This is a genomic window from Streptomyces liliiviolaceus, from assembly GCF_018070025.1.
GTDB lineage: Bacteria > Actinomycetota > Actinomycetes > Streptomycetales > Streptomycetaceae > Streptomyces > Streptomyces liliiviolaceus.
Genome location: NZ_JAGPYQ010000001.1, coordinates 4072677 through 4099075, shown reverse-complemented (window position 1 = coordinate 4099075; position 26399 = coordinate 4072677). Strand labels below are relative to the sequence as shown.

General features: G+C 70.3%; 17 protein-coding genes, 2 rRNA genes and 1 pseudogene. 4 read left to right on the top strand and 16 right to left on the bottom strand.

Going from position 1 to position 26399, the window contains the following annotated elements; translation table 11 throughout:
- Nucleotides 1-109 precede the first annotated feature (109 nt).
- From J8N05_RS17930 to J8N05_RS17920, 3 genes are all read right to left on the bottom strand, one after another.
- Entirely contained in the window at nucleotides 110-2191 is a 2082-nt protein-coding gene (locus J8N05_RS17930; protein WP_210883979.1) for a tetratricopeptide repeat protein, read from the bottom strand.
- A 172-nt stretch (nucleotides 2192-2363) separates the two neighbouring features.
- Nucleotides 2364-2990, bottom strand: a complete 627-nt coding sequence (locus tag J8N05_RS17925) for an NUDIX domain-containing protein (protein ID WP_210883973.1) — start codon at nucleotides 2988-2990, stop codon at nucleotides 2364-2366.
- Nucleotides 2991-3122: 132 nt separating this feature from the next.
- Nucleotides 3123-4790, bottom strand: a complete 1668-nt coding sequence (locus J8N05_RS17920) for a CTP synthase (protein WP_210883972.1) — start codon at nucleotides 4788-4790, stop codon at nucleotides 3123-3125.
- Between the two features lie 469 nt (nucleotides 4791-5259).
- Here J8N05_RS17920 and J8N05_RS17915 point away from each other — a divergent pair, with 469 nt between their 5' ends.
- A complete protein-coding gene (locus J8N05_RS17915) occupies nucleotides 5260-7086 on the top strand; it encodes a glycoside hydrolase family 15 protein (RefSeq protein WP_247706311.1) in 1827 nt (608 codons plus the stop codon).
- A gap of 62 nt (nucleotides 7087-7148) precedes the next feature.
- Complete coding sequence (locus J8N05_RS17910) at nucleotides 7149-8825, top strand: PucR family transcriptional regulator (RefSeq protein ID WP_210883971.1); 1677 nt, start codon at nucleotides 7149-7151, stop codon at nucleotides 8823-8825.
- A 52-nt stretch (nucleotides 8826-8877) separates the two neighbouring features.
- On the opposite strand, the gene J8N05_RS17905 is transcribed toward J8N05_RS17910, so the two are convergent.
- The 5 genes from J8N05_RS17905 to J8N05_RS47320 form a co-directional block, all read right to left on the bottom strand.
- Nucleotides 8878-10017, bottom strand: a complete 1140-nt coding sequence (locus J8N05_RS17905) for a glycosyltransferase family 4 protein (RefSeq protein WP_210883970.1) — start codon at nucleotides 10015-10017, stop codon at nucleotides 8878-8880.
- 285 nt (nucleotides 10018-10302) lie between these two features.
- The gene (gene recN / locus J8N05_RS17900) at nucleotides 10303-12045 is read right to left on the bottom strand and encodes a DNA repair protein RecN (protein WP_210883969.1); all 1743 of its coding nucleotides are present in this window, start codon (nucleotides 12043-12045) and stop codon (nucleotides 10303-10305) included.
- A 180-nt stretch (nucleotides 12046-12225) separates the two neighbouring features.
- Complete coding sequence (locus J8N05_RS17895; RefSeq protein WP_210883968.1) at nucleotides 12226-13131, bottom strand: NAD kinase; 906 nt, start codon at nucleotides 13129-13131, stop codon at nucleotides 12226-12228.
- The gene (locus tag J8N05_RS17890; RefSeq protein WP_210883966.1) at nucleotides 13128-13943 is read right to left on the bottom strand and encodes a TlyA family RNA methyltransferase; all 816 of its coding nucleotides are present in this window, start codon (nucleotides 13941-13943) and stop codon (nucleotides 13128-13130) included. The genes J8N05_RS17895 and J8N05_RS17890 overlap by 4 nt, the downstream gene beginning before the upstream one ends.
- A 7-nt stretch (nucleotides 13944-13950) precedes the next feature.
- The gene (locus tag J8N05_RS47320) at nucleotides 13951-14385 is read right to left on the bottom strand and encodes a hypothetical protein (RefSeq protein ID WP_407699971.1); all 435 of its coding nucleotides are present in this window, start codon (nucleotides 14383-14385) and stop codon (nucleotides 13951-13953) included.
- Nucleotides 14386-14439: 54 nt separating this feature from the next.
- On the opposite strand from J8N05_RS47320, the gene J8N05_RS17880 reads away from it, so the two are divergent.
- Complete coding sequence (locus J8N05_RS17880; RefSeq protein WP_210883964.1) at nucleotides 14440-14787, top strand: sterol-binding protein; 348 nt, start codon at nucleotides 14440-14442, stop codon at nucleotides 14785-14787.
- A 21-nt stretch (nucleotides 14788-14808) separates the two neighbouring features.
- Here J8N05_RS17880 and J8N05_RS17875 read toward each other — a convergent pair whose 3' ends face one another.
- The 4 genes from J8N05_RS17875 to J8N05_RS17860 form a co-directional block, all read right to left on the bottom strand.
- Complete coding sequence (locus J8N05_RS17875; RefSeq protein ID WP_247706309.1) at nucleotides 14809-15732, bottom strand: ABC transporter ATP-binding protein; 924 nt, start codon at nucleotides 15730-15732, stop codon at nucleotides 14809-14811.
- Between the two features lie 86 nt (nucleotides 15733-15818).
- Entirely contained in the window at nucleotides 15819-16820 is a 1002-nt protein-coding gene (locus J8N05_RS17870; RefSeq protein ID WP_247706725.1) for a FecCD family ABC transporter permease, read from the bottom strand.
- An 83-nt stretch (nucleotides 16821-16903) separates the two neighbouring features.
- Entirely contained in the window at nucleotides 16904-17947 is a 1044-nt protein-coding gene (locus J8N05_RS17865; protein ID WP_210883957.1) for a FecCD family ABC transporter permease, read from the bottom strand.
- 81 nt (nucleotides 17948-18028) lie between these two features.
- Entirely contained in the window at nucleotides 18029-19057 is a 1029-nt protein-coding gene (locus tag J8N05_RS17860) for an HAD hydrolase-like protein (RefSeq protein WP_210883956.1), read from the bottom strand.
- Nucleotides 19058-19129: 72 nt separating this feature from the next.
- Here J8N05_RS17860 and J8N05_RS17855 point away from each other — a divergent pair, with 72 nt between their 5' ends.
- A complete protein-coding gene (locus J8N05_RS17855) occupies nucleotides 19130-20413 on the top strand; it encodes a DUF1015 domain-containing protein (RefSeq protein WP_210883954.1) in 1284 nt (427 codons plus the stop codon).
- A 75-nt stretch (nucleotides 20414-20488) separates the two neighbouring features.
- On the opposite strand, the gene J8N05_RS17850 is transcribed toward J8N05_RS17855, so the two are convergent.
- The 4 genes and pseudogenes from J8N05_RS17850 to J8N05_RS17835 all read right to left on the bottom strand — a co-directional run bounded on the left by J8N05_RS17850 (nucleotide 20489) and on the right by J8N05_RS17835 (nucleotide 26185).
- A complete protein-coding gene (locus J8N05_RS17850; protein ID WP_247706724.1) occupies nucleotides 20489-21286 on the bottom strand; it encodes a tetratricopeptide repeat protein in 798 nt (265 codons plus the stop codon).
- 429 nt (nucleotides 21287-21715) lie between these two features.
- Nucleotides 21716-22324: pseudogene (locus tag J8N05_RS48310) on the bottom strand (tetratricopeptide repeat protein); the annotation flags it as partial.
- A gap of 484 nt (nucleotides 22325-22808) precedes the next feature.
- Nucleotides 22809-22925, bottom strand: a 5S ribosomal RNA gene (rrf, locus tag J8N05_RS17840).
- A 136-nt stretch (nucleotides 22926-23061) separates the two neighbouring features.
- A 23S ribosomal RNA gene (locus J8N05_RS17835) occupies nucleotides 23062-26185 on the bottom strand.
- Nucleotides 26186-26399 lie beyond the last annotated feature (214 nt).

Genomic DNA, 26399 nt, shown 5'->3' with positions numbered 1-26399 from the left:
ACGATGCCTGACATACCCGGATGCACGGGAGCACACCGGGGAACACCACGAAAGGACGCGGCGGAGCCAGTCTAATGAAGGGATTCTCTCTGTCTAGCCTTTCAATGCATCAATCTTCTTCGGCTGCGCTACGGATTTCGTAGGCGTTGCGGTCTTGTTCCCTGGTTGATGCGCTCTCCGGGAGCTCATCGCCCAGCATTCGTTCGGCGGCGGTCCGGTGCAGCCGGGCGGCCGTGGGGTCGCCCAGCCGGTCGAGCGTGTCCGCCAGCCGAAGCTGCAGCGCGGCCTGCAGCCGGACGTCGTCGGCGCGGCGCGCCCACTCGGCCGCCTCCTGGCAGGTGACGAGGGATTCCTCGGGCCGGCCCGCGTACTCCTGCACCCGCGCCATCTCGCTCAACGCCCGTGCCTGGCCCGCCACATCGCCGGTCCTGCGGTGTCCGGTGACCGCGGAGCGCCAGTTGCGCAGCGCCTCGCCGTAGCGGCCCGCGTAGGTGTGCACGGTGGCCAGCCGGCCGTGCAGTCTGGCCGCGTCGGCGCGTTCGTCGCGGGCGAGCCGCTGGGCGAGCGCCCGCCCGTACCAGTCGGCGGCCCGGTCGTAGTCGCCGAGCTCCTGGTGGGCGCCGCCTACGGATTCCATCGCGCGGCCGGTCGCGTAGGGGTCGTTCGCCTCGCGTCCGGCGTCCAGAGCGGCCCGGTAGCGGGCCAGCGCGTCCGCCGTACGGCCCGTCCGGGCGTCCAGGTCGGCGAGGTTCAGCAGCGCCGCGGCCTTCTCGCGGGGCAGGTTCCGGCGTTCGGCGACGTCCAGGACGAGCCGGTGGATGCCGTACAGCTCGGACGCCGCGGCCTGCGTACCGACATGCGCGACCAGCGCTCTGACCAGGGCGGCCATCAGCCGGCGGGCCAGGGTGTCCAGCTCGCCGTCACGGACCGCGAGGCGGGCGGCGGCGAGCAGCGCGGGCTGCCGGATGCGCAGCCAGTCGGCGGCCGCGCGGGGGTTGGGGAAGCGCAGCGCGCGGGGCATCCCGGCGAGCTTCTCGCGGGCGGGCGAGCTGTCGGTCTCGGTGATCGCCCGGCAAGACACCAGGAGCCGTACGGTCCGCTCCAGCATGCGGGCGCGGGCCAGCTGCAGCTCGGCCGCGCGGTCCTCGGTCTCGGTGAGCGAGCGCAGCAGCGGCAGCAGGCAGCCGGGCACCTCGTACTGGGGCAGCGGCGACTCGACGGCCCGCACCAGGCCGAGTTCGGTGAAGTCGTCCAGGGTGGTGCGGGCGGCGCCGACCGAGCAGCCGGCGAGCGCGGACGCGGTGTGCGGGTCGACGAGACCGGCGGGGGCGAGCGAGAGGAGGCGCAGTATCCGCGCGGCGGCCGACGGCAGGGCCGCGTAGGTGAGCCGGAAGACCCGTTCGAGGACCGGGCCGTCGTCACCGTCGGTGTGCAGTTGCTTGGCCAGATCGGCGACGGCCGACTTGGGCCGGTGGGCGAGCCAGGCCCCGGCGAGGACGAGCGCGGCGGGCTGGGCCCCGCAGATCTCCACGAGTCCTTCGGCGGCGCGCGGGTCCACGGTGATGCGTACGGAGCCGGTGAACCGGTCCAGGAGTTCGAGGGCGGACTTGGTGTCCATGCCGCCGAGGGTGCAGGGGCGGACGTCCGAGATCCCGGTCAGGGGGCCGCCGGAGACGGCGACGACGAGGCAGTCGGGGGTCTCCGGGAGGAGCGCGTCGACCTGCTGCGCGTCGGCCGCGTCGTCGAGCAGGAGCACGGTCCTGCGGGTCGCGAGCGCCTCGCGCAGCCGCTCGGAGAGGTCGTCCTCGCCCTCTCCGGCCGGGGCGTGCAGTTCGAGCGCGGTGAGCAGGTCACGGGCGGTTCGTTCGGTCGGTACGGGGGTGCCGTCGGGCTCGGTGAGCCGGGCTCTGAGGACACCGTCCGGGTAACTGTCCGCGACCTGCCGCACGAGTTCCTCGGCAAGCGCGGTGCGGCCGGATCCCGGCTTTCCGGCGATGAGCAGCACGCGCGCGCGGGGCGCCTTGCGGCCGGCGAGGGTGTCGAGCCCCGCGCGGTCGATGTCCGCCCGGAGTTCCTTCAACTCTCTTGTACGGCCGAGGAACTGACTCCTCGTGAGGGGGGACGCGGCAGCCGGGCGCCGCCCCTTCTCCGACACCTTCGTGCCGTCGGCATCCACCGCCTGATCCGTCACGGGCCACACTCCCGTCCCACTGCGCGCGCAAGCCCGCCGGGACTCCGGACGGGGCGTTTTTGAGAGCCTAGTTCACGCTCTGCGACGATCCGTGCGGAGCGCGGCGGGCGGATCCCCCGATCGGATCAGGCGATCGTCACATCGGTGGGCCGATTGCGCGCACCGAAGTGGATCACGCCTCGAACGGGCGTGCGGGCCACGGGGCCTCGGCGGGGCGCAGCGCGTCCAGACCCTCGCCGGCCAGGGCGGCGGTCAGCGCGAGCACGCCCACGACGAGACAGTTGTTGTGCAGCTCACCGGCGAGGACACCGCGTACCAGCTCGTCGACCGGGACCCGGGAGAGCTCCATGTCGGCCTCCTCGTCCTCGACCTCGAAGCGCCGCCCCTCGGCCTCGGAGAGATCACGGGCCAGGAAGATCCGTACGGCCTCGTCGCAGCCGCCGGGCGTGGTGTACACGTCGGTGAGCACCCGCCAGTCCTCGGCCTTGACGTGCGCCTCCTCGTACAGCTCGCGCTGCGCGGCGTGCAGGGGGTTCTCGCCCGGGACGTCGAGCAGGCCGGCCGGGATCTCCCAGAGCTTGTGCCGCACGGGGTGCCGGTACTGGCGGATGACCAGGGCGCGGCCCTGGTCGTCGAGGGCGAGGACGGCCACCGAACCGGGGTGCACCTGGTAGTCGCGCCGGGCGACCGATCCGTCGGGCATGACCACGTCGTCGGTGCGCACGGAGGTCTTCTTGCCCGTGAACGGGGTCTCGGTCGCCCTGACCTCCCACTCCTCGGCGGTGTCCTTGATGGTCATGTCGACTTGCCCTCCCACACGCACGAAACCTGTGCCACACGAAACCTGTGCCGCACCAAAGATGCGCACACGGCGAAAACCGGGGCACGCGCCCCAAAAGACGCGTGTCCCGGCAACCGTACAACCCTCGGCCTACTTGGCCGTCTTGCGCTCCACCGCGGCCTTGACCAGGCCCGCGAACAGCGGGTGCGGCCGGGTCGGACGCGAGCGCAGCTCGGGGTGCGCCTGGGTCGCGACCAGGTAGGGGTGGATCTCGCGCGGGTACTCCAGGAACTCCACCAGCTTGCCGTCCGGGGAGGTGCCGGAGAACTGCAGACCGGACTTCTTCTCCAGCTCGGCACGGTAGGAGTTGTTCACCTCGTAGCGGTGGCGGTGCCGCTCCTCGACGTACTCCTTGCCGTCGTAGACCTCGCGGACGAGGGAGCCCTCGGCGAGCTTGGCGGGGTACATGCCCAGGCGCATGGTGCCGCCCATGTCGCCGTCGCCCGCGACGATGTCCAGCTGCTCGGCCATGGTGGAGATGACCGGGTGGCCGGTGGCGGAGTCGAACTCGGTGGAGTTGGCGTCCGCGATGCCGGCGAGGTTGCGCGCGGCCTCGATCACGATGCACTGCAGGCCGAGGCAGAGGCCCAGCAGCGGGATCTTGTTCTCGCGGGCGTACTGGATCGCGCCGACCTTGCCGGCCACGCCTCGGTCGCCGAAGCCGCCGGGGATGCAGATCGCGTCGACGTCACCGAGCTGCTTGGCGGCGCCGGCCGGGGTCTTGCAGTCGTCCGAGGCGACCCACTTGATCTTCACCCGGGCCTTGTTGGCGAAGCCGCCCGCGCGCAGCGCCTCGGTGACCGAGAGGTAGGCGTCGGGCAGGTCGATGTACTTGCCGACGAGCGCCATATGGATCTCGTGCAGCGGGTTGTGGACGCGGTCGAGCAGGTCGCCCCAGGTCGACCAGTCCACGTCACGGAAGGGCAGGTCCAGCTTGCGCACGACGTACGCGTCCAGGCCCTCGGTGTGCAGGACCTTCGGGATGTCGTAGATCGAGCGGGCGTCGGGACAGGCGACGACGGCCGCCTCGTCGACGTCGCACATCAGCGAGATCTTCCGCTTGATCGCGGTGGGCACCTCGCGGTCGGCGCGCAGGACGATCGCGTCCGGCTGGATACCGATGTTGCGCAGGGCCGCAACCGAGTGCTGGGTCGGCTTCGTCTTCAGCTCCCCGGAGGGGCCGATGTACGGGAGGAGCGAGATGTGCACGACGAACACGTTGTCGCGGCCGACCTCGTGGCGGACCTGACGGACCGTCTCCAGGAAGGGCAGCGACTCGATGTCGCCGACCGTGCCGCCGACCTCGGTGATGACGACGTCGACGTCGTCGGTGGCCATCCGGCGGATGCGGTGCTTGATCTCGTTGGTGATGTGCGGGATGACCTGCACGGTGTCGCCGAGGTACTCGCCGCGCCGCTCCTTGGCGATGACCGTGGAGTACACCTGCCCGGTGGTGACGTTGGCGGAGCCGTCCAGGTCGACGTCGAGGAAGCGCTCGTAGTGCCCGATGTCGAGGTCGGTCTCGGCCCCGTCGTTGGTGACGAACACCTCACCGTGCTGGAACGGGTTCATCGTGCCGGGGTCGACGTTCAGATACGGGTCGAGCTTCTGCATGGTGACCCGCAGACCCCGTGCCTTGAGCAGCGCGCCCAGGCTGGAGGCGGTCAGGCCCTTGCCGAGGGAGGAGGCGACACCCCCGGTGACGAAGATGTGCTTGGTCGTCGTGGCTGTGCTGCTTCGGAAAGCAGCGGGCGGCATGGCCAAGAGGGGGCTCCCGTGGTCGCGGTTTCGGTTGCGGTACGGCTGCCCGGCCCGGAGGTTTCCGGCGGTGCCGTCGCTGCGGTTCGGGGGTCCCTTTTCCTGCTCGGGCGTCCACCGGTCCACGGGCTACCAGGGTATCAGCGACGCGGGGAGGTCGCTTCCGGCCACGCTCCGCGCACGGCCCGACACGCGCCATACTCGTGCTCACTCGTTCGGACCAGGCGGGTTGTCGGGAGGGGCGCGCGGAACATCATCGTGCGTCGTATCCTGCTCGGACACTCGCTGCCGAGCCAGGCCGGCAAACGGCACAACCCCGCCGGTATTCCTGGGCCAAGAGCTCGTCGGTTCGCCTCGCGAAGACAATCGCTGCAACCATTGACATGCGTGACACGCGACAACTGACGTTCCGCAACGACGCTTTACCAATGATCCTCTGACCGCAAGAACACCGCCCCATCGGGGCGACGTGGCCGTTCGACTGGAGTTGCACGTGGCCGGGCGCATCGAAGACTACGCACTTATCGGAGACATGCAGACGGCCGCGCTGGTCTGCAGGGACGGCACGGTGGACTGGCTGTGCCTCCCCCGCTTCGACTCCCACGCCGTCTTCGCCGGACTGCTCGGCACGGAGGAGCACGGCTTCTGGCGGCTGGGCCCCGCGCACGCCGCCGACGCCGAACCGCCGAGAGCGGTCCGCCGCCACTACCGCGGCGACTCGCTGATCCTCGAATCCGAGTGGGACACCTCACGCGGCACGGTCCGGGTGACCGATTTCATGCCCCCGCGTGACGGCGCCCCGCAGCTGATCCGCATCGTCGAGGGCGTCACGGGCCGCGTCCCGATGCGCTCCGCCCTGCGGATGCGCTTCTCGTACGGGCGTGTGGTGCCGTGGGTGCACAAGCACGAGGGGCGCACGGTGGCCGTCGCCGGACCCGACTCCGTGTGGTTCGACACGGAGTGCGAGACGTACGGCAAGGCGCTGACGACGTACTCGGACTTCACGGTCGCGCCGGGTGACCGGATCGCGTTCACCATCTCCTGGGAGCCCTCGCACAAGCAGCCGCCCGCGCTGCCCGAGCCGGAGCAGTCCCTGGAGGCCACCGAGGAGTTCTGGCGCGACTGGGTGGCCCAGTGCACGTACCACGGGCCCTACCGCGAGGCCGTGGTCCGCTCGCTGATCACGCTGAAGGCGCTGACTTACGCGCCGACGGGCGGCATCGTCGCCGCCCCCACGACCTCCCTCCCCGAGGAGATCGGCGGGGTCCGCAACTGGGACTACCGCTACACCTGGCTGCGCGACGCGGCGATCACCCTGTCCTCGCTGCTGCGCACCGGCTACCGCGAGGAGGCACGCGCCTGGCGCGAGTGGCTGCTGCGCGCGGTGGCGGGCGACCCCGAGAACCTGCAGATCATGTACGGCATCGCGGGCGAGCGCGAGCTGGGCGAGGCGGAGCTGGACTGGCTGCCGGGATACGAGAACTCCGGTCCCGTACGGGTCGGGAACGGCGCCGCGCACCAACTCCAGCTGGACGTCTACGGCGAGGTGACCGAAGCCCTGCACCTGGCCCACATGACCGGCCTGGCCCGCAACGACTACGCCTCGCTCCTCCAGCTCAAGCTGATCCGCTACCTGGAGGACCACTGGGACGAGCCCGACGAGGGCATCTGGGAGGTCCGCGGGCCGCGCCGCCACTTCGTGCACTCGAAGGTGATGGCCTGGGTCGCCGTGGACCGCACCATCAAGCTGATCGAGTCCGGGGACGCGGACGGTCCGCTGGAGAAGTGGCGCGAGCTGCGCGACGACATCCACCGGGACGTGTGCGAGAAGGGCTACGACAAGGAACGCAACACGTTCACGCAGTCGTACGGCTCCAAGGAGCTGGACGCCTCCCTGCTGCTGATCCCGCAGATGGGCTTCCTGCCCCCGGACGACAAGCGCGTGATCGGCACGATCGAGGCCATCCAGCGCGAGCTGTCCACCTCCGACGGCTTCATCCTGCGCTACCCCACCTCCGGCGACGACGCGGGCGTGGACGGCCTGGAGGGCGACGAGGGCGCGTTCCTGGCCTGCTCGTTCTGGATGGCGGACGACCTCGCGATGATCGGCCGCGTGGACGAGGCCCGCAAGCTCTTCGAGAAGCTGCTGGCCCTGCGCAACGACCTGGGTCTCCTCGCGGAGGAGTGGGACCCGCGTCTGCAGCGCCAGGTGGGCAACTTCCCGCAGGCGTTCAGCCATGTCCCGCTGATCGACACGGCCCTGCGTCTGACGGCCTCCGGGGCGTACGGCGGCTGAACAGCCTAGGTGAGCCCCGTCCGGCGCGTCACGGCAGGTGGCGGACGGGGTAGCGTCCGGTCATGGACAGCCGCATCGACACGCCGGACACGCAGCACGGTGGCGGGATCACCGTGCGGCGCGCCCTGGAGCTGCCCGGACTGCGCGGTGGCCTGCCGGAGATCCTGGCGGGCGCCGACCGGCTGGGCCGCACCGTGCGCTGGGTGCACGCGGGCGAGGTACCGAACATCGCCTCGCTCCTCAAGGGCGGCGAACTCCTCCTGACCACCGGTTACGGGCTCGGCACCCGCCCCGCCGACCAACGGGCGTTCGTCCGTACGCTGGCCGAGCGCGGCATCGCGGCCCTGGTCGTCGAGCTGGGGCCGCGCTTCACGAGACTGCCCGCCGCGCTCGTGGAGACGGCGCGCACGGCCGGTCTCCCCCTGGTGCAACTGCACCGTGAGGTGCCGTTCGTGACGGTCACGGAGGAGATCCACACCGAGATCGTCAACGGCCACTACGCCCTGCTCCAGCGCGCCGAGGAGGTTCACCGGCGCTGCACCGAGGCCCTGCTCGGCGGGGGCGGCATCCCGCAGGTCCTCGGCATCCTCGCCGACTTCGCCGGCAACCCGGTCTTCCTGGAGACCCCCGACGGACAGCTCCTGTACGCCGCCGGGGCCGGCCCCGCGAACGCCGACCCGCTCCAGGTGTGGGAGGGGCTGCGCGGCCCGCACAAGGCCGATCAGCACGGCTCGGGGCAGCACAGGGCCGGGCCGCCCGCCGGTACGGTCCTCGTGGACGTGCCCGGCGGCGGACAGGGCGGTGGCCCCGGGTCCCTCCGGGCCCGGCTGGTCCTGCTGCCCGTCAACAGCCCGCTCGCGCCCGTGCACCGGATCGCGACGGAGCGGGCGGCGGGCGTCCTCGCCGTGGTCCTGATGCAGGCCCGCCAGGAGGAGGAGCTGGCGGCCCGCGGACGCGGCGACTTCCTCACCGACCTCGCCGAGGGCCGGATCGCGGCCGAGGACGCGCCCGCGCAGGCCCGGGTCCTCGGTTTCAAGCCCGGTACGAGCCCGCTGCTCCCGGTCGTCATGCGTCTCGCCGACGGGCTGTCCCCCGGCGGCGGCTGGGCCGTGCTGGCGCGGGCCGTCGCCGAGGAGCTGGCCTCGGTGGGCGTCCCGGTCCTGCTGGGCGTGCGGCCCGTGGAGGGCCGCGTACCGCTGCTTGTGGGACTGCGCGCCGAGTCCGAGCGGCCGGCGGTCGCGGACCGGGTCGCCGCGGCGCTGCGGGCGGGTGTGGAGCGGGCGGGGACGCAGCGGCCCGGGGCGCAGCCGCCGGTCGTGGTGGTCGGCGTGGCGGGCGGCTGGGCGGCCGCGTCTGCGGGGCTGCGGCACGCGGCCGAGACGGCCACGGCCGCCCAGGGGCTGTCCGACCGGCCCTGGTACGACGCCCGGCGCCTGGACATCGACCTGCTGCTGTGGCGGCTGCGGGACCACCGGGACCTGGCGGCCTTCGTGGACCGCGCGATCGGTCCCCTGCGCGACCACGACCACCGCTCGAAGCCGCCGCTGCTGCCCACCCTGGAGACGTATCTCGCGCACGCGGGCCGCAAGGCGGAGACCGCGCGCGAACTGCACCTCAACCGGCAGACGCTCTACAACCGGCTGGCGCGGATCGGGGAGTTGCTCGGGACGGACCTCGACGACCCGCAGACGGTCCTGGCCCTGAGCCTGGCGCTGCGGGCCCGCAGACTCGTGCCGTGATCGCGGGCCGCCACCCCGCCCCGGAATTCCGTCCGGGGCCTCGGAGAAGGCTCTAGGGCAGCGGCAGCGGCCGGGTCAGCTCGTCGTACACGCTGAGGACCTGCGCCACCGTCTCGTCCTCGGTCGGCCAGGTGGCCGCCTGGAGCGTGCCCCGGTCCTTCAGCCACTCGCACCGGTCGGGGTCGGCGAGCAGTGCGACGACGGCCTCGGAGAGCGCCCGCGGGTCGCCGTGCGGGACGAGTTCGGCCGCGTCTCCGACGAGTTCGGGCATGCCCGCGGTGGCTGCCGCGACCAGGGGCACGCGCGCGTGCAGGGCCTCTTGGGCGAGCAGGGAGCGCGCCTCGGGGCAGCCGGGCAGCAGGGCGAGGTCGGCGGCGGCGAGCAACTCCCCGATGTCGTCGCGCCGGCCGATGAGACGTACGGGGAGCCCTTCGTTCTCGACGCGCCGCTGGAGTGCGCCGCGCAGCGGACCCTCGCCGGCGATCACGAGCAGCGGCACGGGGTCGAGCCGTCGCCACGCGCGCGTGGCGTCCAGCAGCGTGTCGTACCCCTGGTGCCGGTCGAGGGAACCGACGGCCATCAGCAACGGCCGGTCGGTCGTACCGAGTTCCGCGCGCGCCTTGGGCCGCAGTCCCTCGGTCTCCTCCTGCGCGGGCCGGGGCCGACGCGCGGCCGGCAGCGCGACCGCGGCGAGCCGGGCGTCCCGGGCGCCCCTGCTGCGGGCGCGGTCCACCAGGTCGGACGACGATCCGAGGACCACCGACGCGGCCTTCGCCACCCGCCGCTCCAGGGCGCGCAGCAGATGCGCCCGCGCGCCCTCGGCGTACGGGCGGGTGTGCCAGGTGACGACGAGCGGGACGCGCCGGCCGCTGAGCGCGAGGGCGGCCCGCAGCGCGGCGTGCAGCCCGTGCGCGTGGACCAGGTCGGCGTCCCCGCAGACCGTCCGCAGCGCGGCCACGGAGGCCGGGTCGTTGCGCCTGGCCACCGGGACGTGATCGGCGCCGACGCCGGTGAAGTCGTACGTGTGATCCGCCTCGGCCGGGGCGCACACGGTCACCCGCACGCCCCGTGCGACGAGTCCCGAGGTCAGCGACCGCACATGGGCACAGCTGCCCGCGCTGCCGCCGCCGAGCACCTGGACGGTACGCAGCGGCGACTGTCCGTGCGGTGAGTGGCTGCTCACGTGGGTCACGTGGCCGTGGCTCCTGGTTCGGCGTCGGGCGGTCACGAAGAAAAGTACCGAAGGAACGGGCGACGGGGGTGTACCGCTCGTCCTGCTCCTAAGGATGCCAGGACGGGGGCGAGTTGCCGACCACCGCACGGCCGCCGCACGGCCGGTGCGGGGCAGGGGGTGTGGCCGGGACGCGGGCGCTCACTCACACGAGTGAGCGCCGGGCGATGTCCGAAGACAGTCAGGGGCGGACGTCGCCCCTGACGAGCCCCGGTTCACACCCCCTTCGCGCCCCTGCCGGTGCCCCTATCCGTCCGCCCGGGCCGTCGCCAGCAGTTCCTCCGCGTGGGCCCGTGCCGTCTCCGAGTCCTCCTGGCCCGCCAGCATCCGGGAGAGCTCACGGATGCGCTCCTCGCCCTCCAGGACCTTCACGCCGGAGCGGGTCACCGAGCCGTCGTTGGTCTTCTCGACCAGCAGCTGCCGGTCGGCGAACGCGGCCACCTGCGGAAGGTGGGTGACGACGACGACCTGCGCGCTCCTGGCGAGCTTCGCGAGGCGCCTGCCGATCTCGACGGCCGCCTTGCCGCCGACACCGGCGTCGACCTCGTCGAAGAGATACGTGGGCACCGGGTCCGTACCCGCGAAGACGACCTCGACCGCGAGCATGACGCGCGACAGTTCACCGCCGGACGCGCCCTTGGCGATGGGCCGCGGCGGCGCCCCCGGGTGCGGGGCGAGGAGCAGTTCGACCTCGTCGCACCCGGCGGGCCCGTACGCGACGGGACGTCCGCCGACCTCCACGCCCTCCGGGTCCTCGGTCTGCCGGATCTCGAACGACACGCGCGCGTGCGGCATGGCGAGCGAGGCCAGTTCGGCGGTCACGGCGGCGGCGAAGCGCTCCGCGGCCTCCGTGCGGGCGTCGGTGAGGGCCTGCGCCAGTCCGCCCAGCTCGGCCCGCAGCGCGTCCCGCTCGGCGGTCAGCTCACCGATCCGGTCGTCGTCGCCGTCCAGCTCCAGCAGCCGCGCGGCGCTCCGCTCGGCGTAGGTCAGCACGGCGTCCACGTCCTCGCCGTACTTGCGGGTCAGCGCGGTGAGCGCGGCGCGCCGCTCCTCGACCGCCGCGAGCCGCAGCGGATCCGCGTCGAGGTCGTCGGCGTAGCCCGCCAGCTCCCCCGCCACGTCGCCCAGCAGGATGCCGATCTCGCCGATCCGGCCCGCGAGGGCGCCCAGGGCCGCGTCGTGGGACCGTACGGCCTCCAAGGCCCGGTGGGCGCCCGCGACGAGCGTCGTGGCGTCGATGCCCTCCGGGTCCTCCGGATTGCCCGCGAGGGCGGCGTGCGCGACCGCGGCGGCCGACGCGAGCGCCTCCGCGTGCCCGAGCCGCTCGGCCTCGGCGGCGAGCTCCACGTCCTCGCCCGCCCTGGGTTCCACCCCGGCGATCTCGTCGAGCCCGAAGCGCAGCATGTCGGCTTCCTGGGCGCGTTCACGGGCGCGCGTGGTGATCTGGTCCAGTTCGGTGGTGATGGCACGCAGCCGCCGGTAGGCGCCCGTGTACTTGTCGAGCGGTACGGCGACCGCGTCGCCCGCGTACCGGTCGAGGGCCTGCCGCTGCCGGGACAGCTTGAGCAGCCCCTGCTGATCGGTCTGCCCGTGCACGGCCACCAGGTCGTCGGCGAGTTCGGCGAGCAGCCCCACCGGCACCGAACGCCCGCCGAGATGCGCGCGTGAGCGGCCCTCGGCGGAAACGGTACGGCTGATGAGCAACGTGCCGTCGTCGAGTTCCGCGCCGGCCTCCTCGGCCCGTACGACCGCAGAGGCGCCGTCGGGGACGGTGATCCGCCCCTCCACGACCGCGCTCTTGGCCCCGATCCGCACCAGGGCGGCGTCGGCGCGTCCGCCCATCAGCAGGCCCAGGCTGGTGACCACCATCGTCTTGCCCGCGCCGGTCTCACCGGTGACCGCGGTGAAGCCGGGCGACAGCTCGACCACCGCGTCGTCGATGACTCCGAGCGACCGTATCCGCATCTCCTCCAACACGGACATGACCATACGAGGTTTCCCCCACCCGGCGCGACGCCGCCCCATTCCCTGCACAAACGTCCAGGTCTGGCCAAGGGGCAAAAGCTGGGGCGCAGCCCCGCTTTTGAGGGGCGCGGGGAACTGCGCGACCAGCCCCCACGCACCCGCGGGTCCATCACCCTCCCGGCAGCGGAGCGCCCAGTGGGGCGCCTAGTGAGGCGCGCCCCGCCAACCCGCGACGGGCAACGCGAACTTGGCCACCAGCCGGTCCGTGAACGACGCATGGTGCAACCGAGCCAGCCGCACCGGAACGGCCCCACGCCGAACCTCCACACGAGCCCCCGGCGGCAGCTCGATCGTCCGCCGCCCGTCGCACCACAGCACCCCCGGCGGAATGTGCGGCAGGATCTCCACGGCGAGCACCGAGTTCGGCGAGGTCACCAGCGGCTTCGCGAACAGCGCGTGCGCGCTGATCGGCACCATGAGCAGCGCCTCGACCTCCGGCCACACCACGGGCCCGCCCGCGGAGAACGCGTACGCCGTGGACCCCGTCGGCGTCGACAGGACGATCCCGTCGCAGCCGAAGCCGGTCACCGGCCGCCCGTCGATCTCCAGGACCACTTCGAGCAGCTTCTCGGCGCCCGCCTTCTGCACGGCGGCCTCGTTGAGCGCCCAGTCCGTGTGCACGACGTCGCCGTTGCTGTGCACGACGACGTCGACGGTCATCCGCTCCTCGACCTCGTACGCCTTCGTCACCACCCGGTCGACGACCTTGTCGAGGTCGTCGCGCTCGGCCTCCGCGAGGAAGCCGACGCGCCCCAGGTTGACGCCGAGCATCGGCACGCCGGACGCGCGGGCGAACTCGGCGCCGCGCAGCAGTGTGCCGTCACCCCCGAGGACGATCAGCAGCTCGCATCCGTCGAGGCACTCCGGAGTCGCCTCCTTGACGAGCTCCACGGTCGGCGGCAGCGGCAGATCGGCCGCCTCCGCCTCCAGGACGCGTACGCCGAGTCCGGAGCGCAGCAGCCCCTCGACGACGAGCTCGGCACTGCGGATGGCCGCGGGCCGTCCGGTGTGGGCGAGCAGGAAAACGGTACGAGATCGGGTGTCGGTCAACGCGGCCCCTCCGCCACTGCACGGTCAACGTCGGCCGGGTCCAGTGCGGGTGCCCCGGCACGCAGCCACAGAAAGTACTCGACATTCCCCGAGGGTCCGGGCAGCGGACTGGCCGTCACACCCTTCACCCCGAGTCCCAGTTCCCCCGCCTGGCGGGCCACACCGCGCACGGCGTCCGCCCGCAGCTCGGGGCTGCGGACGACGCCGCCGCTCCCGAGCCGTTCCCTGCCCACCTCGAACTGCGGCTTGACCATCATCACCAGGTCGGCATCGGGCGCCGCGCACCGCACAAGGGCGGGCAGCACCAGGCCGAGCGGGATGAAGGACAAATCACCGACTACAAGATCCACCGGCTCCCCATCGATCGCCTCCAACGTCAACTCGCGTACGTTCGTACGGTCCTTGACGGTGACGCGTTCATCACTTCGGAGAGACCACGCCAACTGCCCGTAGCCGACGTCCACGGCGAGGACGTGCGAGACGCCCGCGCGCAGCAGCACATCGGTGAACCCGCCGGTCGAGGCTCCGGCGTCCAGCGCCCGCCTGCCCGCGACCTCCAGGCCCAGCGGTACGAAGGCCTCCAGGGCCCCGGCGAGCTTGTGGCCGCCGCGCGAGACGTAGTCCGGGTCGTCGTCGTCCTGGCTGACCAGGATGGGGGCCGCGGTCTCCACCTGGGTGGCGGGTTTGGTCGCGAGGTTCTTGCCGACGGTGACGCGTCCGGCGGCGATCAGCTGTCCGGCGTGCTCGCGCGAGCGGGCGAGCTTGCGTCGGACCAGCTCGGCGTCGAGGCGGCGTCGTGCCACTCCTGCCACGTTCGGTTCAGCTCCTGTTGCTGTTGCTGTAGCTGTTGCCAGCGCTGTACGTACTGTTGCCGTTCGGCGCCGGGGGCGCCGGGGGTCCCGGGCGGGCGTCGAGCGCGGTGAGCGCGTCGCGCAGCCCCCGGTGCACATCCTCGTACACCTCCACGTGGCCGTCCGTGTCGAGGTGGTCCGCGTCGGCCAGCCGGTCGAGCAGGGCGTCGACCTCGGCGTCACCGGTCGGTGTGCGCGGCACGTACAGCGGGGCGGGGGCGGCGGGGTCGTACTCGGGCCGGGCGTCGGGACCGCCGTCCGACCCGGACTCGGCGCGCGGCTCCGGCTCCGGTTCCGTACCGAAGGGCTCCGAACCCGAAGGACCCGTACCCGAAGGATCCGTATCCGAAGGACCCGTACCGAAGGGATCCGTACCGGAGCTCTCGGTCTCCGGGCCGGTCATGGACTCGCTCATGCCCCGACGCTACCGCGAAGCGCTGAGGTACCGTCGATCACGATGGCGACGATCGAGGAGTGCCGCAGCGCACTCGACAAACTCTCGGACAACATGGCCGGCGCGAACGGTGACGTACGGAGCGCGGTCGCGTTGGACCGCTCCCTGAGCTGCCGGATCACCGACCTGGACATCACCTTCGTGGGCCGTCTGCGGGACAGCCGGATCGTGGTGCTCGACACGGTCGAGGGCCCGCCGCCCGAAAAGGCCGAGATCCGGCTCGCGATGACCGGCGACGACCTGGTCGCGATGGTCGACGGCGAGCTCCATTTCGCGAAGGCCTGGGGCTCGGGCCGCGTCAAGCTCGAAGCGGGCCTGCGCGACCTGATCCGGCTCAGAAAGCTGCTCTGACCTCCACCCGGCCGGCCCTGCTCAGCCCTTGCCGACGCCGGCGGACGGGACGGCGACGGACTTGACGGCGGCCGTACGGGCCTTGCGCGCCGCTGGCACCACCAGGGGCGTGCCGGTCTCCGGGTCGTCGATGACCTGGCAGCGCAGCCCGAAGACCTCCTCGACCAGCTCGGCCGTGACGATGTCCGCCGGGGCGCCCTCCGCGATCACCGCGCCGTCGCGCAGGGCGATCAGATGGGTGGCGTAGCGGGCGGCGTGATTGAGGTCGTGCAGTACGGCCACCAGGGTGCGGCCCTGCTCCTCGTGGAGCTCGGCGCACAGGTCGAGCACGTCGATCTGGTGCTGGATGTCGAGGAAGGTGGTCGGCTCGTCGAGCAGCAGCAGCGGGGTCTGCTGGGCGAGCGCCATGGCGATCCACACGCGCTGGCGCTGCCCTCCGGAGAGCTCGTCGACATACCGGTCGGCCAGTTCGGCGACCCCGGTGGAGTCCATGGACTCCCGTACGATCCGCTCGTCGTCGGTGGACCACTGGCGCAGCAGCCCCTGGTGCGGGTAGCGGCCGCGCCCCACGAGGTCGCCGACGGTGATCCCGTCCGGCGCGATCGACGACTGGGGCAGCAGTCCGAGCGTCCTCGCCACCTTCTTCGCGGGCATCGACTGGATGGCGTGGCCGTCGAGGAGGACCCGGCCCTGGCGCGGCTTCAGCATGCGGGACAGGGCGCGCAGCAGGGTGGACTTGCCGCAGGCGTTGGGGCCGACGATCACGGTGAACGAGTTGTCCGGTATCTCGACCGACAACCGCTCGGCGATGACGCGCTGGTCATAGGCGAGGGTGACGTCCTCGGCGGACAGGCGGTTCACGGTGCTCCTTCGGGGGTGGCTGTCGGCGTGGGCGGGGCCGTCGGGGTGGGAGGCGGGACCGGGGTCCGAATGCGGCCCGTCCATATGCGGACCGTTCGTACGCGGCCTGTTCGTACGCGGCCTGTTCGTACGCGGCCTGTTCGTACGCGGCCTGTTCGTACGCGGCCTGTTCATATGCGGCCCGCCTTGCGCTCGGTGACCAGGAGCCACAGCAGATAGACGCCGCCGAGGATCCCGGTCACGACGCCGACGGGCAGCTGGTCGGCGCCGAAGACCCGCTGCGAGGACCAGTCGGCGACCACCAGGAGGGTGGCGCCCATGCACATCGCCGGCACCAGATTGGGTCCCGGCGAGCGGGTCAGACGCCGGGCGAGCTGCGGCGCGGTGAGCGCGACGAAGCCGACCGGGCCCGCGGCGGCGGTGGCCGACGCGGTGAGCAGCACGGCGGCGACCATCAGCAGCAGCCGCGTCCGCTCCACGCGCACACCGAGCGCGTACGCCACGTCGTCGCCCATCTCCAGCATCCGCAGGGCGCGCGCGTTGCCGAGGACCAGCGGTACGAGTACGGCCCACAGGGCGAGCAGGGGCCAGACCTGCTCCCAGTCGCGGCCGTTGAGGGAGCCGGTCATCCAGACGACCGCGCGGGTCGCGTCGACGAGGTCGGCCTTGGTGATCAGATAGCCGTTGACGGCCGTGACGATCGCGGAGACGCCGATACCGACCAGGACCAGCCGGTATCCGTGCACGCCCCGCTTCCAGGCGAGCAGATAGATGGCGAGGCCGGTCACCAGCCCGCCGATCAGCGCCCCGAGGGTGACCTGCCTGGCGGTACCGGAGAACAGCACGATCATCACGAGCGCGCCGGCCGTCGAGCCCTGCCCGAGGCCGAGCACGTCAGGACTGCCCAGCGGATTGCGGGAGATGGCCTGGAAGAGCGCGCCGCCGAGTCCGAGCGAGGCGCCGACCAGGAGCCCCACCAGGACCCGCGGCAGCCGCAGGTCGTTGACGATGAACTCCTGGCCCGCGTTCCCGTCGCCGAGCAGCGTGCGGACGACGTCGCCGGGGGATATCGGGAAGTCGCCGGTGCCGATGAGCACGACGCTCGCGGTGAGCGCCGCCACCAGCAGCAGGGCGACGACCGTGAACGCGCGGACGTCGACCCGGACCGACAGCCCGCCGACGGTACGGACCGTACGGCCGCGGGAAACCCGGGCGGGCGCCGCCTGCGGGGCTTCGGCCTGGTTGCGTGGGGCCTTCACAGCTGTGCCGTCCTCCGCCGTCGTACGAGAAAGATGAAGACCGGGCCGCCGAGGATCGCGGTGACGATGCCGACCTGGAGTTCCGCGGGCCGCGCCACGATCCGGCCGATCACGTCGGCGCCGAGCAGCAGCACCGGCGACAGCACGGTGGCGTACGGCAGGATCCAGCGCAGGTCGGGCCCGGTGAAGGACCGTACGACGTGCGGGACCATCAGCCCCACGAAGACGATCGGCCCGCAGGCGGCGGTCGCGGCCCCGCACAGCACGGTGGCCGCGAGCATGGACAGCGCCCGGGTGCGGTTCAGGTGCGCGCCCAGCGCACGGGCTGTGTCGTCGCCCATGGCCATGGCGTTCAGCGGCCGGGCGAGGGCCAGCGCGAGGACCGTACCGGCGGCGAGGAACGGCAGCACCTGCCAGATGATGTCGTCGGTGGCCGAGGCCAGCGAACCGACCGTCCAGAAGCGCATCTTGCCGAGCGCCGCCTCGTCCGTGATCATCACGGCCTGGAGATAGCCGTAGAGCGCGGCACTGATCGCGGTGCCGGCGAGGGCGAGCCGCACCGGCGTGGCGCCCCGGCTGCCGCCGAGGATGAACACGAGCACCCCGACCACGGCCGCGCCCGCGAAGGCGAACCACACATAGCCGTTCAGCGAGGTGACGCCGAAGAAGGTGATCGCCGTGACGACCGCGGCGGACGCGCCCGCGTTGATGCCGAGCAGCCCGGGATCGGCGAGCGGGTTGCGGGTGAGCGCCTGGAGCACGGCCCCGGCGAGGCCGAGCGCGGCGCCGACGAGCAGCCCGAGGACCGTACGCGACAGCCGCTCCGCCACCACGACGTCGCCGTACGTGCCGGAGTCCTGGAACAGGCCGTGCCAGACCTGCTCCAGGGACAGCTCTTTCGCGCCGATGGCGATGCTCGCCAGGGCTACGAGCACCAGCACGGCGAGGGACAGGAGGAGCCCTGCGGCCCGGACCGCCCGGCGCCTGGGGGGCGCGGGGGCGGTCTGCGCGCTCTGTTCGGGGGGACTGTCGACCAACACGGCAGTTAGGTTAGCCTAACTTGCACAGTGCTTCGATCGGTGTCCCCGGTGACCGGGCCCGTTGAGGGCCTTGAGCCGCCCTCAGAGCCCCAGCCGGGCCAGCGCCTTGCCGGCGTCCAGCTCGCAGGCCGCGTCGCCGCCCGCCGTCCAGGCGGCGGCGCACAGCGCCCTCAGCCCGTCCATGGGCTCGCCGTCACCGTCCAGTTCCAGCCTCTCGCCGCCGGCCGTCGCCGTGTAACCCCCGCACCGGAAGCCGTCACCCGCCTCGACCACCTCGGGCTGACCGGTCAGCATCCCCCGCAGATCGGCGTCGACATAGGTCGGCCGGTGCTGCGGCGGCGCGGCGAGGAGCTGCGCGCCGTCGGTCACTCCGGTGAGTACGAGCAACGAGTCCACCTCGCCGTTGAACGCGCCCTCGATGTCCGTGTCGAGCCGGTCCCCGACGACCAGCGGCCGCTTGGCCCCGGTCCGCAGGATCGTCTCGCGGTGCATCGGGGGCAGCGGCTTGCCCGCCACCTGCGGCTCGGCGCCCGTGGCGATCCGTACGACCTCCACGGCCGCCCCGTTGCCCGGAGCGATGCCCCGCGCGCCGGGGATCGTCAGATCGGTGTTGGACGCGAACCACGGCACCCCCCGCGCGATGGCGTAACAGGCCTCCGCGAAGCGCCCCCACGGCAGGTCGGGACCGCCGAACCCCTGCACGACGGCCGCCGGGTCGTCGTCGGCCGACTCGACCGGCTCAAGCCCGCGCTCGCGCAGCGCAACCCGCAGGCCCTCCCCGCCGATCACCAGCACGCGCGCGCCCTGGGGCAGCTGCTCGCTGATCAGCCGGGCCACGGCCTGCGCCGAGGTGATGACGTCCGACGCCTCGGTCGCTATCCCCAGCTCCGTGAGGTGCTCCGCGACGGAGTCGGGCGTGCGCAGCGCGTTGTTCGTGACGTACGCGAGGCGCATCCCGCCCGTGTGGGCCGTGCCGAGCGACTCGACCGCGTGCGCGATGGCGTTGCCGCCCGCGTACACCACGCCGTCCAGGTCGAGCAGCGCCGTGTCGTACGCCTCGCTCAGGGCCGTGTCACTGCCCTCGGGCCGCGTCCTCGCGGTCTGGCTCATTACGCATCGCTCCTCGTTCGGTCTCTTTCCCCCGATCATCGCTCATGGCACTGACACACTTACGATGCATCAATGAACACGGCAGGTACTGCGGACGTACCGGCACGCATGGGCCTTGACCTCACCCCGTTCCGGGGCCTGCGCTACGACCCCGACCGGGTCGGCAGCCTGTCCGCCGTCACATCCCCGCCGTACGACGTGGTCGTACGGCCCGACGGCCTGCACCATCTGGAGTCGGCGGACCCGCACAACATCGTCCGTCTGATCCTGCCGCAGGCCCCCACGCCCGGCATCCGCAACGAACAGGCGGCCGACACCCTGCACCGGTGGGTGTCCGAGGGCGTCCTGAGAGCCGACGCCCGCCCGGGCCTGTACGTCTACGAGCAGCGGGACGACGAGGGCATGTTCCAGCGGGGCGTCATCGGCGCCCTGCGGCTGTCGGAACCGTCGGAGGGCGTGGTGCTGCCGCACGAGGACGTCATGCCGCACGTGGTCGCGGACCGCGCGGCCCTCATGCGGGCCACCTCCGCGAACCTCGAACCCCTGCTGCTGACCTACCGGGGCGACGGTACGTCCGGTACGACGGCCGTCATCGAACGCACCGCGAAACATCCGCCCCTGCTGTCCACCACCACGGAGGACGGCTTCAGCCATCGCCTGTGGGCCGTCACCGATCCGGCCGACCTCGCCGAGATCCGCGCGGACCTGGCCCACCGCCAGGCACTCATCGCGGACGGCCACCACCGCTGGGCGACCTACCTGCGGGTCCGCGGGGAACACCCTTCCCCCAGTCCCTGGGACTACGGCCTCGTACTGCTGGTGGACACCGCCCGCCATCCCTTGCGCGTCCGCGCGATCCACCGTCTCCTGCACCGCCTCCCGGTGCCGGAAGCCCTGGCGGCCCTGGACGGCTCCTTCCGCGTACGCCAGGTCGACGGCCCCCTCTCCGAGGCGCTGTCGGCCCTCTCCGTAGCGACCGCCGAGGGAAACGCCTTCCTCCTTGCGGGCGACGGCACCTTCCACCTGGTCGACCGCCCCTCCCCCGACCTCCTGGCCCGTACGATCCCGCCGGACCCCCCGGAGGCCTGGCGCACCCTCGACGCGACGGTCCTGCACGCCACGCTCCTCGACCATGTCTGGCGGATCCCGGACGTCCCGGAGCACATCGCGTACATCCACGACACGGCCACCACGGTCGCCAAGGCGGAACGCGACGGCGGCACGGCGGTCCTGATGCACCCGGTCCGCGAGGAGGTCGTACGCGATCTGGCGAGCCAGGGCGTCACGATGCCCCGCAAGTCGACGTCCTTCGGCCCGAAGCCGGCGTCGGGCCTGGTACTGCGCGCACTGCTCTGACACGACTTGCGAAAACACGAACGGGCGGGACTCCCCTGAGGGAATCCCGCCCGTTCGTGTCAGTACGCGCCGACCTCAGTCCTGCTGGTCGCCCTTGACCTTGGCGCCCGCGTCCGGGGTGTCGTCGACGTCGGAGATCACGACCTCCGGAGCGTCATCGTCATCGCTGTCACCGTCGATGTCACCGTCGCTGTCGGGCTCCTGCGCTTCCGCGTCTTCGACTGCGACTGCGGTCTCTGCGTCGTTGTCGTCGTCGGCGAGTGCGTCCACGAACTCGACGCCGTCGAGTTCCGCGAGACGGTCCGAGGCGTCCGTGCTGCCGTCCTTGTCGGACTCGACGGCCTTGGCGAACCATTCACGGGCCTCGCCCTCACGTCCGGCGGCGAGGAGCGCGTCGGCGTACGCGTAACGCAGCCGCGCGGTCCAGGGCTGGACGGAGTTGGAGGCCAGCTCGGGGCTCTGCAGCGTGACGATGGCCGCTTCGAGCTGGTCCATGTCCCGTCGCGCACCGGCCGCCACGAGCCGCATCTCGACCTGGCCGGCCTTGTCGAGCTTCTGCACCTCGGGGGCGCCGGCCATGTCGAGCGCCTTCTCGGGGCGTCCCAGGCCACGCTCGCAGTCCGCCATGACGGGCCACAGGTCGACGTTGCCGGTCATACGCCGCGCGGCCCGGAACTCGGCGAGCGCTTCGCTGTACTTCTGGTTCGCGTACGCGGCGAAGCCGGCCGCCTCCCGCACGGCTGCGACGCGCGAGGCGAGCCGCAGCGCGACCCTGGAGTAGCCGTACGCGCCCTCGGGGTCCTCGTCGATGAGCCGGGCCACCATGACCAGGTTCCTGGAGACGTCCTCGGCAAGTCCCTTCGGCAGGCTCATGAGCTCCTGGCGTACGTCCTTGTCGATCTCCTCGCCCGTGACGTCGTCCGGGATCGGCAGCCGCTTGATCGGCTCGCGGTCGCGGTCCCGCTCGTCGCGGAAGCGGCCACCGCCACCGTTGCGGTCGCCGCCACGGTCGTCGCGTCCACGGAAGCCACCGCCGGGGCGGCCACGGCTGTCGTCGCGGCGGGGTCCGCCACGGCCACGGTCGTCGCGTCCGCCACGGTCGTCGCGCCCACGGAATCCGCCACGGTCGTCGTCACGACGGAAGGACGGACGGTCACCGCCACCACGGTTGTCATCGCGGCGGAAACCGCCACGGTCGCCACCGCCACGGTTGTCGTCACGACGGTCATCGCGGCGGTCATCGCGGCGGTCATCGCGGCGGAAGGCCGGGCGGTCGTTGTCACGGCCCGGGGCACCACGATCACGGTCGTCACGGCGGTCGTCGCGCCCACGGAATCCGCCACGGTCGTCGTCACGGCGGAAGGACGGACGGTCGCCGCCACGGTTGTCGTCGCGGCGGAAACCGCCACGGTCACCGCCACCGCGGTTGTCATCACGACGGTAATCGCGGCGGAACGGCGGACGCTCGCCGCCACCACGGTTGTCATCACGGCGGAAGCCGCCACGGTCGCCGCCACCGCGGTTGTCATCACGGCGGAAGGCCGGACGGTCGTTGTCGCGCCGCGGAGCCCCGCGGTTGTCGTCACGCCGGAAACCGCCGCGGTCGTCGCGCCCGCCTCGGTCGTCGCGCCCACGGAACCCACCGCGGTCGCCACCGCCACGGTTGTCGTCGCGACGGAAGCCACCACGGTCACCGCCACCGCGGTTGTCATCACGACGGTCGTCACGACGGAACGGGGGACGGTCGCCGCCACCACGGTTGTCATCACGGCGGAAGCCGCCACGGTCGCCACCGCCACGGTTGTCGTCACGACGGTCATCGCGGCGGAAAGCCGGACGGTCGTTGTCACGGCGCGGGGCACCACGGTCACGGTCGTCACGGCCGGGCCCACTGGGCCGGTCGTCACGCCGGAACGGCGGACGGCTCCCGCCGCCGCGGTTGTCGTCACGCCGGAAACCACCACGGTCGCCACCGCCACGGTTGTCGTCACGACGGTCATCGCGGCGGAATCCCCCACGGTCACCGCCACCGCGGTTGTCGTCACGGCGGTCGTCGCGACGGAAGGGCGGACGGTCGTTGTCACGGCGCGGGGCACCACGCTCGTCGTCACGACGGAACGGCGGACGGGAGCCGCCGCGGTTGTCGTCACGCCTGCCGGCCCCACCGCGATCGCTGTCGCGGCTCGGACCTCCGCGGTAGCCGCCGCGGTCACCACTGTCCCGGCGTCGCTGATCGCGCTCCGGTCGCTCGTCGGGAGAGTTGGTGGACATGGGTGACTCCTGTCATCGGTACCGCAAGTCATTCTCGCGCAGCCGGGTACCCGGCGCGCTTCGGGAAAACAAAAAAGGACCTTTGGTCCCAGCGAGTCGCTGGGACCAAAGGTCCTCAAAGATTGTTCGGCGGCGTCCTACTCTCCCACAGGGTCCCCCCTGCAGTACCATCGGCGCTGTAAGGCTTAGCTTCCGGGTTCGGAATGTAACCGGGCGTTTCCCTCACGCTATGACCACCGAAACCCTTTCAGACACTCCGCCATAGGGCAGAGCTGTGAACGGGCAGCGAACAAGCACACTATTTAATTGACTAGTGGAACTGTTCAGCCAGCACAACCGTTCGTTGTCTGGGAACTACACAGTGGACGCGAGCAACTGAGGACAAGCCCTCGGCCTATTAGTACCGGTCAGCTCCACCCCTTACAGGGCTTCCACATCCGGCCTATCAACCCAGTCGTCTACTGGGAGCCTTAACCAATCAAGTTGGTGGGAGTCCTCATCTCGAAGCAGGCTTCCCGCTTAGATGCTTTCAGCGGTTATCCCTCCCGAACGTAGCCAACCAGCCATGCCCTTGGCAGGACAACTGGCACACCAGAGGTTCGTCCGTCCCGGTCCTCTCGTACTAGGGACAGCCCTTCTCAAGACTCCTACGCGCACAGCGGATAGGGACCGAACTGTCTCACGACGTTCTAAACCCAGCTCGCGTACCGCTTTAATGGGCGAACAGCCCAACCCTTGGGACCGACTCCAGCCCCAGGATGCGACGAGCCGACATCGAGGTGCCAAACCATCCCGTCGATATGGACTCTTGGGGAAGATCAGCCTGTTATCCCCGGGGTACCTTTTATCCGTTGAGCGACGGCGCTTCCACAAGCCACCGCCGGATCACTAGTCCCGACTTTCGTCCCTGCTCGACCCGTCGGTCTCACAGTCAAGCTCCCTTGTGCACTTACACTCAACACCTGATTGCCAACCAGGCTGAGGGAACCTTTGGGCGCCTCCGTTACTCTTTAGGAGGCAACCGCCCCAGTTAAACTACCCATCAGACACTGTCCCTGATCCGGATCACGGACCCAGGTTAGACATCCAGCACGACCAGACTGGTATTTCAACGACGACTCCACCCGAGCTGGCGCTCAAGCTTCACAGTCTCCCAGCTATCCTACACAAGCCGAACCGAACACCAATATCAAACTATAGTAAAGGTCCCGGGGTCTTTCCGTCCTGCTGCGCGAAACGAGCATCTTTACTCGTAGTGCAATTTCACCGGGCCTATGGTTGAGACAGTCGAGAAGTCGTTACGCCATTCGTGCAGGTCGGAACTTACCCGACAAGGAATTTCGCTACCTTAGGATGGTTATAGTTACCACCGCCGTTTACTGGCGCTTAAGTTCTCAGCTTCGCCAGACCGAAATCTGACTAACCGGTCCCCTTAACGTTCCAGCACCGGGCAGGCGTCAGTCCGTATACATCGCCTTACGGCTTCGCACGGACCTGTGTTTTTAGTAAACAGTCGCTTCTCGCTGGTCTCTGCGGCCACCCCCAGCTCAAGCAGCAAGTGCTATCACCGGTGATGGCCCCCCTTCTCCCGAAGTTACGGGGGCATTTTGCCGAGTTCCTTAACCATAGTTCACCCGAACGCCTCGGTATTCTCTACCTGACCACCTGAGTCGGTTTAGGGTACGGGCCGCCATGAAACTCGCTAGAGGCTTTTCTCGACAGCATAGGATCATCCACTTCACCACAATCGGCTCGGCATCAGGTCTCACCCTTAATGTTGTGCGGATTTACCTACACAACGGGCTACACCCTTACCCCGGGACAACCACCGCCCGGGCTGGACTACCTTCCTGCGTCACCCCATCACTCACCTACTACAGGTCTGGTCCGTCGGCTCCACCACTTTCCATTCCCCGAAGGGTCCGGAACGGCTTCACGGACTTAGCATCGCCTGGTTCGATGTTTGACGCTTCACAGCGGGTACCGGAATATCAACCGGTTATCCATCGACTACGCCTGTCGGCCTCGCCTTAGGTCCCGACTTACCCTGGGCAGATCAGCTTGACCCAGGAACCCTTAGTCAATCGGCGCACACGTTTCTCACGTGTGTATCGCTACTCATGCCTGCATTCTCACTCGTGAACCGTCCACCACTGCCTTCCGGCGCGGCTTCACCCGGCACACGACGCTCCCCTACCCATCCCAGCCCCCGTTGGGGGTACATGCTGGAATGACACGACTTCGGCGGTACGCTTGAGCCCCGCTACATTGTCGGCGCGGAATCACTAGACCAGTGAGCTATTACGCACTCTTTCAAGGGTGGCTGCTTCTAAGCCAACCTCCTGGTTGTCTGTGCGACTCCACATCCTTTCCCACTTAGCGTACGCTTAGGGGCCTTAGTCGATGCTCTGGGCTGTTTCCCTCTCGACCATGGAGCTTATCCCCCACAGTCTCACTGCCGCGCTCTCACTTACCGGCATTCGGAGTTTGGCTAAGGTCAGTAACCCGGTAGGGCCCATCGCCTATCCAGTGCTCTACCTCCGGCAAGAAACACACGACGCTGCACCTAAATGCATTTCGGGGAGAACCAGCTATCACGGAGTTTGATTGGCCTTTCACCCCTAACCACAGGTCATCCCCCAGGTTTTCAACCCTGGTGGGTTCGGTCCTCCACGACCTCTTACAGCCGCTTCAACCTGCCCATGGCTAGATCACTCCGCTTCGGGTCTTGAGCGCGCTACTATACCGCCCTATTCGGACTCGCTTTCGCTACGGCTTCCCCACACGGGTTAACCTCGCAACACACCGCAAACTCGCAGGCTCATTCTTCAAAAGGCACGCAGTCACGACTGTATGTGCAAGCACATACAGCGACGCTCCCACGGCTTGTAGGCACACGGTTTCAGGTACTATTTCACTCCGCTCCCGCGGTACTTTTCACCATTCCCTCACGGTACTATCCGCTATCGGTCACCAGGGAATATTTAGGCTTAGCGGGTGGTCCCGCCAGATTCACACGGGATTTCTCGGGCCCCGTGCTACTTGGGTGTCTCTCAAACGAGCCGTTGATGTTTCGACTACGGGGGTCTTACCCTCTACGCCGGACCTTTCGCATGTCCTTCGCCTACACCAACGGTTTCTGACTCGTCTCACAGCCGGCAGACTGTGAAAGAGAGATCCCACAACCCCGCATGCGCAACCCCTGCCGGGTCTCACACACATACGGTTTGGCCTCATCCGGTTTCGCTCGCCACTACTCCCGGAATCACGGTTGTTTTCTCTTCCTGCGGGTACTGAGATGTTTCACTTCCCCGCGTTCCCTCCACACACCCTATGTGTTCAGATGTGGGTGACAGCCCATGACGACTGCCGGGTTTCCCCATTCGGAAACCCCCGGATCAAAGCCTGGTTGACGGCTCCCCGGGGACTATCGTGGCCTCCCACGTCCTTCATCGGTTCCTGGTACCAAGGCATCCACCGTGCGCCCTTAAAAACTTGGCCACAGATGCTCGCGTCCACTGTGCAGTTCTCAAACAACGACCAACCACCCGTCACACACCACTCACGCGATGCTTCACCGGGGCCGGCACTGAAGGCGACCTTGACGGCCGTACCCTCAGACACCCAACAGCGTGCCCGACACCCTCGCCCCTAAGGTCTGCTTTCCACGCCCCGAAGGACAGTACTTGCAGCCTGTAGAAGGCCGAGTGTGCCG